Here is a 15,492-nt window from a genome sequence, read left to right as displayed (position 1 = left end):
CTCCGATCAGTAGAAAAATGGCATGACGTAGGGAAATCCGAGCGCGACCAGAACCAGCGCGGCCACGATCCAGAAAATGAGCTTGTAAGTAGCTCGCACTTGGGGAATCGCGCAGACCTCACCCGGTTTGCAGGCCGCTGCCTGCCGGTAGATGCGCCGCCAGGCGAAGAACAACGCCACCAGCGCCACGCCGATAAAGATGGGGCGATAGGGTTCCAACACCGCCAAGTTGCCGATCCAAGCGCCGCTGAACCCCAAGGCGATCAGAACCAACGGCCCGAGGCAGCAAGCCGAGGCGAGGATGGCGGCAAGCCCTCCAGTGAAGAGCGCGCCGCGCCCGGTTTTTGGTTCAGACATGCGCTTGTCCTTTCGAATTGAAATTGGATAGCGTAACCTTACTTCCGTACTCATGTACGGAGTCAAGCGATATGGAAAACAATTTGGAGAACCTGACCATTGGCGTTTTCGCCAAGGCGGCCGGGGTCAATGTGGAGACCATCCGTTTCTATCAGCGCAAGGGCTTGTTGCTGGAGCCTGACAAGCCCTATGGCAGCATCCGCCGCTATGGCGAGGCGGATGTAACGCGGGTGCGCTTCGTGAAATCAGCCCAGCGGCTGGGCTTCAGCCTGGATGAGATCGCCGAGCTGCTGCGGCTGGAGGATGGCACCCATTGCGAGGAAGCCAGCAGTCTGGCCGAGCACAAGCTCAAGGACGTGCGCGAGAAAATGGCTGACCTGGCGCGCATGGAGGCCGTGCTGTCTGAGTTGGTGTGCGCCTGCCATGCGCGAAGGGGGAACGTTTCCTGCCCGCTGATCGCGTCACTACAGGGTGGAGCAAGCTTGGCAGGTTCGGCTATGCCTTAGCGTGCTTTATTTTCCGTTTTCTGAGACGACCCCAAGTCGGGCAGGCCGCTTTCATTGAGCACGACAGCTTCGCCGTCGAGCCAGACGCTTTTCACTGGCAAGGAGCCAAGGGAGTCGGCCAGCGCCGGCAGACGATCGGTCCAGTCATGGCCGTTGCGCGTGTAAAACGTCGGCACGCCCGCCACGCATTTCGATAGCAGCCGATAGCCATCGAACTTGATCTCGTAAGACCATTGCCCTGTCGCCGGCGGCTGCTTCGCGAGCACGGCAAGCTGCGGCGCGATACGACCGGGCATTTCAGCCCTGACGGCCCCTAATCTGCGCAGTCGTCGCACGTCAATCATGGGAAGGCCTTGCGGAATCGGTGCAGAGCATGCGCACGTCGTGTGCCTCCTCCGGCGGAGGCACAGCGGTTGCTCGTCGGCGAAGAACAACCGCGGAGGAAGACATGGCAGAGCAGCATAAACCCGGCGAGATTGTGAAGACCTCGGGCATCTACAAGGTAGTCCGGGAAGGCGACGGCGGAAGTGGCTTTGAAGTGACGTGTGTCGAAGGCGAGCATTTCCCCCCAACCCGCAGCGGCAAGGGCGCGCATTACGAACTGATTCATGGTGCGACCCACTCCCACAAACATAGCGAGCTGGGCAGCAAAGACTAACCTCGGGGCGGTGCCCGTAACGTTAACACGACCGACGCGCCGTGTCCGCGTTCGTCACGCCGACGTGGTCTCGGCGAGGCTTCGTCGACTTACGGTCGCAGGACGGCGGGTCCTGGCGTGGCGGCTGAGCAGCACGGGCGACGGGTGAAGCTCGACCACGATCGGCTGCGCGGCGGCAGGTCCCTTTCGTTTAACGACTTCGACGGACACGCCGTCAGTTGTTGGCCGGACCGAGAGCCGCAATTCAGCCGGCGACGGGTCCATCGCGGCCGCCAACGGTCTGAAAACGACAAACAGGGTTTCGCTTGACTTCGCGACGACCTGCAGCCGCCTCAGCCATTCCGCTTTGACGTGGTTTTGCCAGAAAAGAAGCGCGCCGCACGTCCCCGCACGGAGGATCTGCTCTGCAGACCACAGGGAGTCGGCAGTCGTTTTGGGCCGTAACAGCAAGGTGTTTTCCAGCGGGACGCCCACATACGCGAGCCCCGGAGCATTTGGCTCTTGCGGTGGCTGGACCAAGGTGATGGGTCGCTTCGTGGCGGCGAGCGCCGGAGCCAGCAGGCGCAGCTCCCCAATGCCTGTCTGCTGGAGCATCATCTCAGTGAGTGCGCCCAAGGGCCATCCACCGCCCGGCAGCTCCGTCGAGAGGCTGGCATAGCCTGTATCGATCGTCCGTCCACCGCCCCGCGCCAGCTGCGCTCCGCGCCACAAGGTTATTCCCCCCGACTCCGAATACATATTTCTGTCGAGCGCAGCATCGATGGAGCGCGCCCGTTCCTCGGGCGTGCGTAACTGCTGTGCGGCTAACGCAGTCCGACTCACGATTTAGCTCCAGAAGTACTGTATAAATATACAGGTATTCTAGCCCAAGTGTTTGAGTTCCAGGTTGGAGGTCGAGTCCAATCTTCTTCGATTCCGCCCGCTATTTCCCGTCCCTAATTAATCGACCAAACACTGTCGCTCTGTCGTTTCAAGATTACTTGAATCTTTGAATCGACAGGTCTATGATGCTGCCATGGACTCGAACCTCGTTGTACGCGCGCTCGGCGCGCTCGCTCATGAATCGCGCCTGGCGATCTTCCGCGCACTGGTTGTCGCGGGCCCCGAAGGCATGCCGGCTGGTGAGATCGCTCAGCAGCTTGGCCTCTCGCCATCCGGTCTGTCGTTTCACCTTAAAGACCTGTCGCATGCTGGCCTCGTCAACAGCGTCCAGCAGGGACGATTCATCTTCTATTCAGCCAATTTCGACGCGATGAACGGCTTGCTCGGGTTTTTGACTGAGAACTGCTGTGCTGGCGCCGACTGTTCCGTTCAAGGTGTGCCGCAATGCACAGGAGCTAAATCATGAAACGCATGCACATTCATGTCGCTGTCGAAGACCTCGAAGCGAGCACTCGCTTTTACGTTGCTATGTTCGGAGGCACGGAGCCGACCGTATCGAAGTCGGACTATCGCAAGTGGGAGTTGAGCGATCCTAAGGTCAACTTCGCCATTTCGAAGCGTGGCGTGAAGCCGGGCATCGATCATCTTGGCATCCAGGTCGAGTCAGATGATGAACTCGCCGAGATGCGAGCCCGCTTTGCAAGCGCTGAGCTGCCTGTTTCAAACCAGACGGCGACGACTTGTTGTTACGCAAAGTCGGACAAGGCGTGGACTGTCGATCCTCAGGGAGTCGCGTGGGAGACATTTAGAACGCTTGAGCATGCTCCAGTTTATGGTGAGTCGCGCGACCGTTCACGCAGTACCTACGTTTCTTCAAATGCCTGCTGCGCGGGCGCAGATATTAAACGGAGCGCCACGTGAGCAACAAGACCTACAACGTTCTGGTCCTCTGCACGGGCAATAGTGCCCGAAGCATCATGGCCGAAGCGCTCTTCAACACACTCGGCAAGGGCCGCTTCCATGCGTTCAGCGCAGGTAGTCATCCGTCAGGTGCGGTCAATCCGTTTGCGCTCGAGCGTTGCGAATCACTGGACTACGACACGGCAGGGCTACGCAGCAAGAGCTGGGATGAGTTCGGTACGCCGGACGCACCGCAAATGGACTTCGTGATCACCGTATGCGACCAGGCGGCGGGAGAGGTCTGCCCGATCTGGCCCGGCAAGCCGATCACCGCGCACTGGGGCTTTGAGGATCCTGCCGCATTTGTGGGCAGCGACGAGCAGAAGCGCGCAGTCTTTACGAAGGTCTACCGGCAGATCCTGACGCGGGTGAGTCAGTTTGTGAACCTGCCGTTGAACATACTTGATCGCAATGCAGCGCAGAAGGAAGTGCGTGCAATTGGCGAACGTCCGGCCGAGGAATCCAATGAGCAGCACTGATTCGGTTGCTCGCGCGGGCCGCCCCGTCATTGGCTTCTTCGAGCGATACCTGACGGTGTGGGTCGCGCTGTGCATCATCGCGGGCATCGCGCTGGGCCAATGGTTGCCGTCGTTGTTCCAGGCTATCGGTCGCATGGAGATCGCGCAGGTCAATCTGCCAGTTGGCGTGCTCATCTGGGTGATGATCATCCCGATGCTCATCAAGATCGACTTTGGTGCGATGGCCCAGATCAAAGGCCATTGGCGCGGGATCGGTGTCACGCTATTCGTGAACTGGCTGGTCAAGCCTTTCTCCATGGCGCTGCTCGGATGGATCTTCGTGCGCCACGTCTTCGCTCCCTGGCTGCCTGCAGCGCAACTCGACAGCTACATTGCCGGCCTCATTCTGCTGGCCGCCGCCCCTTGCACGGCGATGGTGTTCGTCTGGTCGCAGCTTTGCAAGGGCGATCCCTATTTCACCTTGTCGCAAGTGGCGCTGAACGACGCGATTATGATCGTTGCGTTCGCACCGATCGTGGCGCTTCTCCTTGGCCTATCCGCCATCACTGTCCCCTGGAATACGCTCATCGCGTCGGTGGGTCTCTACATCATCATCCCAGTGGTCATTGCGCAGGTCCTGCGTCGCACGCTTCTCGCGAAGGGTGAGCCACACTTCAATCGAACGGTGTCTCGTCTGGGCCCCTATTCGATATGCGCGCTTCTCGCTACGCTCGTCCTCCTGTTCGCCTTCCAGGGGCAGGCTATTGTCCGCGAGCCGCTGGTCATCGCGATGCTCGCTGTCCCGATCCTCATTCAAGTCTTTCTGAACTCCGGGCTGGCCTATTTGCTGAACCGTAAGCTCCGTGTGGCGCATTGCGTAGCCGGGCCTTCGAGTCTAATCGGCGCAAGCAATTTCTTCGAGCTGGCCGTCGCGACCGCGATCAGCCTGTTCGGCTTCCAGTCGGGCGCGGCGCTCGCGACTGTCGTTGGCGTGCTGATTGAGGTGCCAGTCATGCTGCTCGTGGTTGGCGTTGTGAACCGCTCGCAGCGCTGGTACGAGACCGCGTGAGGAGCGGGCGTGAGCATCATCATTTACCACAACCCTGATTGCGGTACGTCGCGCAATGTCCTCGCTATGTTGCGCGAAGCCGGTGAAGACCTATGCGTCATCGAGTATCTGAAGACACCACCGGATCGCGCAACGCTCGAGCGGATCATCACGGACACCGGACTGGCGGTCAGGGACATACTCCGGATCAAAGGCACGCCGTATGCGGAACTCGGACTCGACGATGCGGCATTGACCGATGCGCAACTGATTGACGCGATGCTGGTCCATCCGATGCTGATCAATCGACCGATTGTCGTGACGCCGCGCGGCACACGTCTATGCCGACCTTCGGACGCTGTTGTTGACGTACTGGCTCATGCACCCGAGCGCGAGATGCTAAAGGAGGATGGCGTACCGTTCATCGTCGCCCGGGCAATCCCGGGCGACGACGCCACCTTCGTGCAGACTATGAGGGATGCCCAACTACCGGTCGATGACCTGTCCGAGCCCGGACGCGCATTCTTTAAGTTCAGCACGCTAGCCGGTGTACACATCGGCTACGGTGGATTCGAACGGTACGGTAGTGATGCGCTCGTCCGTTCGATCGTCGTCGCGTCCGGGCATCGAGGCATGGGCATCGGTCGCAACCTGCTATTTGTATTGCTGCACGAGGCATTCGATGCAGGTGCTCGCACTGCATGGCTGCTCACGACGGACACCTCGGCCTTTTTCGAGAAGACTGGTTTCAGGGCCGTCATGCGCGAGGCGGCGCCCCCAACGATCCTAATGACGCAACAGGCTTGCACCCTGTGTCCGGCCAGTGCGGTACTCATGTCGCGTGCCATTACCCTGTAGCTCGCGCGAGCGCGGGATGGCACTTAATTGGAGTCCAGTCATGAACAATGTTGACATCACAGCACCCTCGTTGTGGGTTGGTTCCTCTGGCTCGCGCTGCAACCCGATGACGGCTGCGATCGCGCTTCGATTGCGCCCGGCACGGAAGTCCAGCAGCGCGAGACTCAGGAACATCGCTGGATCGAATGTACCCGCTGCTTTGCAGTCAGTCAGTATGTCCACCTCAACCTTGATCGATGCACTCTTACGATCGCTTGGCCGGGAGGCCGGGCAGTTCGCGGAAGCAATGGATTTAACCGCGACTCGAAGCGGGCATGAGGACTTGATGCGATTTGTCTTAGGCGGCACAACAGCGGCTGCTGTCCTGTTACTCGATGTGCCAACCCTGTTTCAGGTCCCGCGCTGTAACTGGCAAGCTCCGCTCCTGCAAACACGCAACCGCCTCTCTGACGACGGATTCAAGGTCTATGCGATTCTGGTGAATGGCCGCAGGGAGCACAGCCTGTCAGGCGCGCTGTACCGATTAAACGACCGGTACGAGGGATCGCGACTCGCTCGGTTTTGTGACACGAACGGTGTTGGACTTCTAACGAGCGACGAAGCGCGAGTCGCTGAAACGCGCAACGGGGCGGAAGGCAGTTTGGCTTCGTCGATAGCGTCGGCGCTAATGTCCGCACGCCACTTTTGTTGCGGAGCCTTCCGGATTGGCAAGTCGGACGTCGACACGAGCCATCTGTAACCGCACATCTATATGATCAACGACCTGCCGCACGTCAGCGCCTCGCATCTCGACATACCCGATCTCGCGAAGCTTGAGGCGCATGCGATTTCGCAGCACCCGCCCCGAATCCTCCTACTGTACGGTTCACTTCGACCCACGTCGTACAGCAGGCTGCTGACGCTTGAAGCTGAACGCATCCTCCGGCAGTTCGGCGCTGAGACCAGAGTGTTTGATCCGCATGGCCTGCCACTCGCCGACAGCGTGCCCGCAGACCACCCAAAGGTCGTCGAATTGCGCGAAGCGTCCATCTGGTCCGAGGGCCAAGTGTGGTGCAGCCCGGAACGACATGGCGCACTGACCGGCGTGTTCAAGAATCAGATCGACTGGCTGCCGCTCGATTCCGGTAGCATCCGGCCGACGCAAGGGCGCACGCTAGCGGTCATGCAGGTGTCGGGAGGCTCGCAATCCTTCAATGCGGTGAACGCTTTGCGCGTGCTTGGCCGCTGGATGCGGATGGTGACCATTCCCAACCAGAGCTCCGTTGCCAAGGCGTTTCAAGAGTTCGATGAGGACGGACGCATGAAGCCATCGCCGTACTACGACCGCGTGGTCGATGTGATGGAGGAGCTCTATAAATTCACGCTGCTCGTGCGCGACCGCTCGGATTACCTGACCGACAGGTACAGCGAGCGTAAAGAGAAGACCCCTACATCTGTTTCCGCCCTCGCCAATGCAGCAATGAGCCATGAGCACAGCACACAGAACGCCGACACCGACGACAGTGAAGTCGAGTAATTCGACGGATCGCGCCGAATCACTGGCCACCTGGGCGCTCGCGCTCGCCCAACTGGTGTCGTGGGGCTCGGTCTACTATTCGTTTTCGCTGCTGGTCGTACCCATGGAGCAGACGATGGGCTGGAGCCGCACGTCCACGAATGCGGCCCTCTCGCTCGGACTGCTGGTCTCGGGCTTCGCAGCATATCCGGTGGGCAAATGGATCGACCACGGGCTCGGACGTCGGGTCATGTCCATCGGATCGCTGATCGCGGCAGCCATGCTGCTGATGTGGTCCGCCACATCGTCGCTCACGATTCTCTTCGTAGCGTGGATCGGCTTGGGCTTGTCGATGGCGGCGACCTTCTATGACCCGCTCTTCGCCGTGCTCACGCATCGCTATCCGCTGCGATACAAGACCAAGATCACACTGGTGACGCTCGTTGCGGGATTCGCGAGCACGGTTTTCATTCCGATCACGCAGTTCCTCGTGGATGTGGCCGGTTGGCGTCTCGCGCTCGTCGCACTGGCCGCGTGCAATCTAATCATTTGCCTGCCGATTCATGTCGTCGCGATCCGCTCCTCACGAATCGACCCGAACGCTTCCCAGCCGAGCGCGGAGCGCATGGCGGTCGATGCTGCGGCAACGCGACGTGCACTGCGCACGCCTACCTTCTGGGCGCTCGCGCTGTGCTTCACAACCTACTACGCGACCTTCGCCGCGCTCACATTTCATCTGGTTCCGTTGATGGTCGAGCGCGGCGTCACCAACACGGTTCTGGTCATCACCATGGCGCTGATCGGACCCGCGCAAGTCATCGCCCGCGCGGTCTGGTTCGCATTCGATCGCAAGGTCACCATCACGACAGTTGGTTTCATCGTGGTGACACTCTTTCCCGTCTCGACGGTCGTCCTGATCGTGGCTGGCAAATCCGCTGCGCTATTGTGGATCTTCGCGCTCTGCTATGGCGCCGCCAACGGCATGATGACGATCCTGCGCGGCACGATCGTCCAGCAGTTTCTGTGGACGGAGGGCTACGGCGCGATCAGCGGCATGCTGTCGTTTCCGTCGAACATTGCGAAGGGCATCGCGCCCATCGCAGCGGCGAGCATCTGGGGACTGACGCATGGGTATGTCGCCGTCGAATGGACGGTGTTGCTTGTCTCGTCGCTATCCGCCTTCAGCTTTTTTATCGCAGCGAAGTGCGCGCCGGCACGGCTCTCTCATCGGTGAGTCGATTCAGGAGCAGCGATGACTTACAACGGTCAACGTGGTGACTTAAAGCGTGCGTAGGATGTTTGCTATTTCTGTCGAGCGATGTTCGTCAGCATCAGAGCAAAGGTCCTCACGGACGAAACCGGCGTCTACACTGAGATCCCCGCCTTGCTTGCCGCGACGGGGATACTCGAGCCGCTGATTGATTATTTCCTGCATAGAAGCCACGATCGCAGTCTGGAATGGATGCGCAAGGTGACGCGATCGGTGCGGCTCTTTCTTGAGTACATTCAGCTCAACCCCGCCGAACGCGACCCTCATCAACTGTTTCAGAATTTCGCGAAGCGCCTGTACACAGGAACGTTCAATCGCGAAACAGGACTCGACGCCACGGGCCTTTGCTGGCCACCTCGCTCGCCGCACGACGCGGCACGCATCATCATCCATTTGAGCGACTTCTTCAATTGGTTGGGCGAAGTTCGTCCTGAAGCAGCCAGCGTCAATCCTCGGTACCTCGGCAGCACGTTCGATCGACAGATTGATGAAGCCGCTTACCAATATCGTAGAAGCAAGGCCTTCCTTGGGCATACGTGGTCGTCGAATTCCACCGCGCGCGCCACACGATATTGGCTTCGCTACGGGAGAATCCCGAGGGTCGCGCGAGGTGAGCCGCCAGCTTTTCCAGAACGTCACTTTGAAGCGTTGCTCTTCAAAGGCTTTCGCAACGGCGATCGTTACGACTATCGTGGCATCTTGATCACGCTACTGCTCCATGGCGCGGGATTTCGAGAGTCGGAGCCTTTTCACCTTTACGTTCAGGACGTATTTCCAGATCCACAGGACCCGCGTCAAGCCAAGGTCCTCATCCACCATCCGCACTACGGGATCGCGCCTGCCGATTGGTGTGACGAGCGAGGACGACCGCGTAACTCGAACCGAGCAGAATACCTCGGCCAGCGCTTCCGCCTTGTGCCGCGTACAGACCTGATGGACCGTCGCCATGCCGGCTGGAAAGGCAGTATGCACGACGGCCCTTACTACAAGCAAGCTTACTGGTTCGTGCCGGAGTATGGCGAGTGGTTTCTCGAGTTATGGCAACGCTATCTGAAGCAGCTGGCGCATTTTGACCGGGATCATCCCTTCGCCTTCGTGAACCTTCGACACGCGCCATACGGTGCAATGTACACCCTCACTCAATACAACAAGGCTCATGCGGCCGCATGCAAACGCATAGGACTCGAGGTCGGTAAGGCGCTTGGCACCACCCCTCACGGGCACAGACACGCCTACGGCCAGCGCTTGAGGCGTGCAGAGATCGATAAGTCGATGATTCGCCGCTTCATGCATCACGCCTCCATCGAGAGCCAGGAGATCTACACACAAGCAAGCTTTAGCGAAGCCCGAGAAGCACTTCAGCAAGCGGCGCACCGGCTGGATGGACTTCTTACGACGCCTCTGTCGGATTTGGTCCGTTCATCGGACTAACCACATCTCCACGTGACCGAGCAAACACATGTACAAGACCTCTCCAACTAAACCGAAGGGGCGTCGCAAGGCGGCAAGGACCGAGCGCAGCATGCGACGCGATTCGGATGCAACCCTGGCCTGGGTGGTGGAGTTCTATCCAGAACTTGCAGCCTGGAGAGTCTTCGCCTTGGAGTGGCTCGGTGGGGAAACGCATGGTCTACACCAGAGACTGCAGGCCCTATCGACTTTCTTCGAGCGCTACCTCATTCTGCAGAGCCTGCCGCTGGACCCGAGTGTATTCCTGGCGCAAACGACACAGGTTCCAGAATTTCACCGAACGGCGTGTCCTGACTCTCCTTGGGGCATCAGCGCGAATAATCTTATCCACGCTTTTCTGCAGTTTGTGTTGCTTCGGCATTTCAGTCAGATTGGTAAAGACGATAATGCCGTATTAATGCAGGGCTATCGCAACCCGGTACGTCGTATGTCGAAAGCGGGGTTGCCGAAGCGCGGCGAGAGCGTTTACTCACCGCTGCCCTATGGCTACATCGACCAACTTCGGCAGATGCTGGCGGCGGGACCCCATTTTCGCGACTGGCAATGGGCGCAAGGGGCGCTCGGGAGCAAGATCGGCCATATGGGTGCGAGCGCACCTGATTGGTTCGACGTGACCGAAGACGAGATTGATCGCGACGATCCGGATTGCGTGTGGCGCATACGTAAGCTGAGTCGAAACTATCGCGGTGGTCAAGTGTTGCAGATGTGGAGTCCAGTGCGCTGGGTCGCATTGCTTGTGAAGCTCATCTTGCCGTTACGCACTAGCCAGGTCCGTGTGCTTGACTCTGGAGAGGCAGACACCTGGCGCTATATGGCAGGTCGTTGGGAACTGAACAGCAATGAGATTGCGCAGGGGAGCGAATTTCGACCGCTACAGCAGGGTGTGTTCAGGCGCGACTATGATCGCAGCAGCAGCGAGGACCCACTAGCGGTCCTGTATATCAACACGAACAAGACTGCCGATGTTTCGAAGTCAGGGCCGGAGAAGGGCTATTTGCTGCCGTGGATGCACGGCGGAGCAGTTCACCAGAATGTTTTCTACTGGATCGAGAAGCTGCGTAACTGGCAAGAGAAGTACAACCCCATCTCCCGTCGAACCTCATGGGCCGAACTGGATCGTCGACATATCATCGTCAAGACTGATTTCCAGTTGGCGCGCTATCCCGACGCGTGCTTTCTCTTCCGATTGCCAGAATACCCAACGGCACAAATGCGTAACTTTCCGCTTCAGGATCAGGCGCTCAATTCGTGCTGGTTCTATTTGCTGAAGGCATTTGAATCACGGCTCGCCGTGCGTTCCGAGACTCACCACAATGGAACGCCGATTCGGCTGCTGCCGCCCCAATCCAAGAAGAGGACGTTGTTCCCACTTCACAGTTTGCGAGTCTCCCTTGTCACCGCCCTGGCCTTGGAAGGCCAGGTGCCGTTCCCTGTGCTGCAGAAGCTTGTCGGTCATAGCCGGTTGGTCATGACCTTGTATTACACCAAGCCTGGAGCCACCCATATTCGCGATGTCCTCCTCGATGCGAAGGCTCGTTTGGATGCCAATAAGAATGCGAGCATTCAGAATTTCCTGCTCGATACTGCGCACGAGGAACTTGTGCAAAGCGCGATCTGCAATAGTGTAGGTAGTGTTGCAGATGCAATCGCTGAGCATCCAGCGGCAAGAAACGCGTTGGGCTGGATGCCAATGCACCACGGCCTGTGCCTCGCTGGAGGAAACGCCAGCGATTCGATGGAGAACCGTTCGATTGGTGGATGCCACAACGGAGGTCCGATGGTTCTGCCAGGTACTGCTGTTGGCAACGCAAAGCACGCTCCCGTTCCGGGAGGGAATCGCAACTGCGTTCGATGCCGCTGGTTTGTGACGGAGCCTCACTACCTTCCATCGCTCGCCGCGCACTTCAACACGATCGCCTACCATTTCGACGAGGCCCGCAATGCTTGCCTCGCGAATGAGGGCGTGCTTCTTGATCTGAAGAAGCAGAAAGCTGACGCTGAAGACGCTGGCGAGGTCTTCCTTCATCTCGATACCTTTCGGCAAGCAGAGCGCGTGTGGGAAGGATCGATGAAGCGATTCAACGACTTCGCGGAGGATCTCACCGCTTGTTGGCGGCTCATTGAACGCTGTAAGGCCGCGCTCGACCGGCTCGTCGAAGACTCTACTCAACTGGTGGCCGTGGGCACCGCGAGCGACGTGCATATCGCGTTTGAAGACACCGAATCGGAATTGCTTCAGCTTGCTGGAGTTTGCGAAGACGTCGAACTCTATCCTGATCTCGATGCTGGCAAGGCGATATTGGGGTGACCTTGATTTCCGTGCAAATTCCGGGTTAGGGCGCTCTAGCTCCGACAAGGCTTTGCGTTCTGGCGCCAAAATAATGCCTTTTTAGATCAAGGACTTGTTGTCTACCCTCGAGCGTGATCCGGCGCATCGCTATGCGCGCTGAGTGGCGTCACGCGTCGCCGTACCTTGAACCAAGCTTGGAAGGAGTCTGCTTGCGTAGCGCCCAACCGGAAAAATGAAGGTCCCGCGCAGGTTGATGCCCTCCAGATGCGTCGGCGCAATCCTTCTGAGCTGTTCGGCTCCAGGCGATTCGCCTCCGGAGGCTTGCAGCGCCTCGAGCGCATGCTGCATGTGGGTCGTGTTCCATGCCATCAGAATGTTCGCAAGCAGCGTCAATGCGGAAGACACGGCTGAGAGCGAATCTTCGCGCCGTGCCAATTCGACTGGGATGCGTCCAACATGAATCGCGCGTTGAACCACATGCACGGCCTCGCCCCGATTCAACACGTGCTGCAGCTCCGTCCGGAATGTCGTGTTCGTGAAGTAATCGATCAGGAAGATGCTACGGAAAAGCCGACCGATGTGGACGCCTCCGTCATAGACCGGCTGCCCACGCGCTGCTGAGCCGAAGCGGGTTAGGGCTTCCACTGCAGTACATTTTCCTGAGCGAATCGATGCAGCAATCCTGACAAACTCGTCCCAGACTTCAGCGATGAGGTCAAGTCTGATGTCGCGGTCTGTCACGGCGCAAAGCTCTTGCGGCACGTCCTGGCTGCGAGGAACGTGAAGCCGACGATCACGAAGATGCGACAGGCGAGGGCAGAGATCAAATCCAAGCGCGCGGGCCAGGCCCATCGCGAAATCGGTGTACCCATGCGTGTCGACAGCGAGCTGAGCGATGTCTTTCGTGGCACTCTGGCGCACGACACCTTCGATGGCCGCACCTGCTTGCCGCTCATTCAAAACGATCGGCTGATCGTAAAAGATGCCCCAACGATCGAGCACGTGTGTGTACATTCCGATGGATGCCGAGCGACGCCTTGGATCTGCCCGAGCCTGCCATACCTTTCGTGTGGTTTCGAGCGACATCATGTCGGAAGACGCGAGATCAGAACGGCCCCAGTGAGCAGCGATAGGGTGCTCGTGCATGAACTCAAGAACTGCATCGGCGGCAAGCCTCAGCTTTCTCTCGTCCGCCAAGCGTTTCATCATTTGCCGGATCGCGTCGCCTGACACCTCGGGCACCATCCTAGAGAGTTCCGCGGCCGAGAGAGATGTTCCATGCGCGAGCACGGCAGAATAGACCATCAGCAGTTCCACTCGTGAGCGAGGTTCACGCCCGAGCAAAAGCCAACTGAATCGTGTTGCGCTATCGATCTCGAGGATGATCTCCGGTAGTTGCCCCTGCGGATGCGCCTGGTAGATCGCCTGTCGCAGGCGATCCGCTTCGTTGTCCGCCGGCTGGGCATTGAGCGGACTCAAATGAACGGCCGTATCAACTTGCACATCCCCTTGCTTCACCGCTTCGAGCAAGAGATCAAGCCTTTGATCGAGAAGTGCAAGGATCGGATCGAGAAATTCCTTGGGATCTTGCGGAAGACCCAGTTGCCCGTAAAGATTGTTGCGTTTGGCGATCCACTCCCCCATCGGAATCAACATGCGCGTTCGACTACGGAACGCGAAACTATGCTCCACATAGACGGATCCGTTGCGAAGCGCGACGCGCAGGGCGAACAACGTGGCCCATTCGAACGCCTTCATGGCTTTGATTCGGTCGAATCCGTCGATCGCTTCGCGCCACGCGCGACCCAGACGAATATTCAACCCATCGGGCAGTAAGTAAGCGTGACGGCGATAAAGATCTCGAAGCAGAACGATCGCGTCGAGTACGGGATGAGTGGAATCAGCCTCGAAGGGCAGTTGCACTATCCGCATCAATAGGTTCCGTGCCGAGTGTCGCTTGCCGATTAGATGCTGCCGCATGAGGCTGCGGCGGCTTTGCGGTGGGCAGAGAACTGTGTCGGCCAGTTCACAGAGCGCGCTACCAAGCTGTTCGCGCGACAGGGACTCGTCAATCGCCAACGCCTTCACAGCCAGGGCGAACTCGCGAAGCTGATCGTCAAGCTTGTTCTTCGCCGCGTCGAGCGCGCGAGATGCATCATTCACGACTTTCTGCACCCAGCGCCGGAGCATCGTGAGTACGTGATCGGTCGCCGTGCACAGCGAATAACGCATGAAACAGGCGGCCTCGAGCCTCCGGCTTTGCGGCGCGATCCGTTTGCTGATGGATGGAGAGCGGTTGGCACAGCGACGAGCGTAATAGCGAACAATTGCATCGTTGCATGCGCTTGGCCATGGGGATGCGACGCCGTGCATGGTAAGGAGATTAATCTTATCCAGCACTTCACCCATCTGCTGAGTCGAACCACGGAGCGGCACAGCCCAAAGCCAGCCCTGCAGGCTCACGTACTCCTTGTGTGGCTGGGGTAAAAGGCGTGCCCAGCTGTCCAATTTCTCCGGGCCGAAGGTTCGCTGAAATTCCTCGTGGAGCGAACTCTCGATATCGCGAACTGCTTGGACGATGAACTGTCGGATTGTCCGTTCGTTGGGTATGACGATCCGATGTTCGTAGAACCATTGCTTCAGGTCGTTGCCCAATTGGCCGCGCTCTAGGCGACCCGTCAATTGTTCTTTCAGCCAACGGATCACGTATCGACGTTGGTGCTCTGAGATCGTGCGGAAGTTCGCGATGATTTGAGCAAATCGTTGATGGTCGGACAGCGTATCGAAGCGTCCGTCGTAGATCGAGCGCAGCGTTCCGAGATCGGGCGGCTGGACATGCAATTGTCGACCGAGGTGCCGCCACAGCATCGCAGGTATCTGGCGATAGGAATCCAGCGATCGGCCGGACATTCGTACGAACCCGACGTGCAACGCAACGGCGAGACGATATAAATCAGATCGCCGCGTCTCGATGAGCGCGATCTCTTGCTTCGAGAACGTGAAGAAAGTGTTGAGTTCAAACTCGCTCAGATCGCGGGGTACTTGACGGATCCCAAGATAGCCTGTTCGCCAGCTTTCCATCGTCTGTGCTCCGCGGCGATCACGAAGCGATCCAGCCTAGCGGCGCAAAATCGGCGGCGCTACGGTACAAATCGGGATGCCGACCTGGCATCGGCTGTCCAGCCGACAGCACTAGCGGCAATTCGTGGAAATTGACATAACGTGACGCATAACGAGCCC

At 58.8% G+C, this 15,492-nt stretch carries 16 protein-coding genes; 12 read left to right on the top strand and 4 right to left on the bottom strand.

Annotated elements, in window-relative coordinates; genetic code table 11:
- Positions 1-6: 6 nt before the first annotated feature.
- Entirely contained in the window at positions 7-357 is a 351-nt protein-coding gene (merT, locus tag LY284_RS37280; protein ID WP_003131974.1) for a mercuric ion transporter MerT, read from the bottom strand.
- 71 nt (positions 358-428) lie between these two features.
- Here merT and LY284_RS37275 point away from each other — a divergent pair, with 71 nt between their 5' ends.
- A complete protein-coding gene (locus LY284_RS37275; protein WP_003131969.1) occupies positions 429-863 on the top strand; it encodes a mercury resistance transcriptional regulator MerR in 435 nt (144 codons plus the stop codon).
- Here LY284_RS37275 and LY284_RS37270 read toward each other — a convergent pair.
- On the bottom strand, positions 860-1,207 hold the full coding sequence (locus tag LY284_RS37270) for a hypothetical protein (protein WP_309243247.1): 348 nt from the start codon (positions 1,205-1,207) through the stop codon (positions 860-862). The genes LY284_RS37275 and LY284_RS37270 overlap by 4 nt on opposite strands.
- A 104-nt stretch (positions 1,208-1,311) precedes the next feature.
- Here LY284_RS37270 and LY284_RS37265 point away from each other — a divergent pair, with 104 nt between their 5' ends.
- Positions 1,312-1,521: a hypothetical protein gene (locus LY284_RS37265; RefSeq protein ID WP_033536786.1), complete on the top strand. Its 210-nt coding sequence runs from the start codon at positions 1,312-1,314 to the stop codon at positions 1,519-1,521.
- A gap of 54 nt (positions 1,522-1,575) precedes the next feature.
- Here LY284_RS37265 and imuA read toward each other — a convergent pair whose 3' ends face one another.
- Positions 1,576-2,259, bottom strand: coding sequence for a translesion DNA synthesis-associated protein ImuA (gene imuA, locus LY284_RS37260; protein WP_033536787.1), 684 nt, complete (start codon positions 2,257-2,259; stop codon positions 1,576-1,578).
- Positions 2,260-2,536: 277 nt separating this feature from the next.
- Between imuA and LY284_RS37255 the strand changes: the two genes are divergently transcribed.
- The 10 genes from LY284_RS37255 (at position 2,537) to LY284_RS37210 (ending at position 12,270) form a co-directional block, all read left to right on the top strand.
- Entirely contained in the window at positions 2,537-2,869 is a 333-nt protein-coding gene (locus tag LY284_RS37255) for a helix-turn-helix transcriptional regulator (RefSeq protein ID WP_075583599.1), read from the top strand.
- Positions 2,866-3,324, top strand: a complete 459-nt coding sequence (locus LY284_RS37250) for an ArsI/CadI family heavy metal resistance metalloenzyme (RefSeq protein WP_033536789.1) — start codon at positions 2,866-2,868, stop codon at positions 3,322-3,324. Before LY284_RS37255 ends, LY284_RS37250 begins: the two co-directional genes overlap by 4 nt.
- Positions 3,321-3,842 (top strand): arsenate reductase ArsC, encoded by a 522-nt coding sequence (locus tag LY284_RS37245; protein WP_033536790.1) that lies wholly within the window; start codon positions 3,321-3,323, stop codon positions 3,840-3,842. Before LY284_RS37250 ends, LY284_RS37245 begins: the two co-directional genes overlap by 4 nt.
- Positions 3,829-4,890: an ACR3 family arsenite efflux transporter gene (gene arsB, locus LY284_RS37240; protein ID WP_033536791.1), complete on the top strand. Its 1,062-nt coding sequence runs from the start codon at positions 3,829-3,831 to the stop codon at positions 4,888-4,890. The genes LY284_RS37245 and arsB overlap by 14 nt, the downstream gene beginning before the upstream one ends.
- A 9-nt stretch (positions 4,891-4,899) precedes the next feature.
- The gene (gene arsN2 / locus LY284_RS37235) at positions 4,900-5,727 is read left to right on the top strand and encodes an arsenic resistance N-acetyltransferase ArsN2 (protein ID WP_075583598.1); all 828 of its coding nucleotides are present in this window, start codon (positions 4,900-4,902) and stop codon (positions 5,725-5,727) included.
- Positions 5,728-5,767: 40 nt separating this feature from the next.
- Positions 5,768-6,466: a hypothetical protein gene (locus tag LY284_RS37230; RefSeq protein ID WP_144403771.1), complete on the top strand. Its 699-nt coding sequence runs from the start codon at positions 5,768-5,770 to the stop codon at positions 6,464-6,466.
- Between the two features lie 12 nt (positions 6,467-6,478).
- Entirely contained in the window at positions 6,479-7,243 is a 765-nt protein-coding gene (arsH, locus tag LY284_RS37225) for an arsenical resistance protein ArsH (protein ID WP_033536793.1), read from the top strand.
- Positions 7,194-8,456, top strand: coding sequence for an MFS transporter (locus tag LY284_RS37220; RefSeq protein ID WP_033536794.1), 1,263 nt, complete (start codon positions 7,194-7,196; stop codon positions 8,454-8,456). The genes arsH and LY284_RS37220 overlap by 50 nt, the downstream gene beginning before the upstream one ends.
- Positions 8,457-8,540: 84 nt before the next feature.
- A complete protein-coding gene (gmtY, locus tag LY284_RS37215; protein ID WP_033536795.1) occupies positions 8,541-9,923 on the top strand; it encodes a gamma-mobile-trio recombinase GmtY in 1,383 nt (460 codons plus the stop codon).
- A gap of 28 nt (positions 9,924-9,951) precedes the next feature.
- Positions 9,952-12,270 carry an integrase family protein gene (locus LY284_RS37210; protein WP_233392217.1) on the top strand — a complete coding sequence of 773 codons (2,319 nt, stop codon included), beginning with the start codon at positions 9,952-9,954 and terminating at the stop codon, positions 12,268-12,270.
- Between the two features lie 129 nt (positions 12,271-12,399).
- Here the strand turns inward: LY284_RS37210 and LY284_RS37205 are convergent, their stop codons facing one another.
- Positions 12,400-15,333 (bottom strand): Tn3 family transposase, encoded by a 2,934-nt coding sequence (locus tag LY284_RS37205; RefSeq protein WP_233392216.1) that lies wholly within the window; start codon positions 15,331-15,333, stop codon positions 12,400-12,402.
- Positions 15,334-15,492: the final 159 nt, after the last annotated feature.

The organism is Caballeronia sp. PC1 (assembly GCF_021353155.1).
Lineage (GTDB): Bacteria > Pseudomonadota > Gammaproteobacteria > Burkholderiales > Burkholderiaceae > Caballeronia > Caballeronia cordobensis.
The sequence above is the reverse complement of the archived record's forward strand: the minus strand, read 5'-3'. Positions and strand labels throughout refer to the sequence as shown.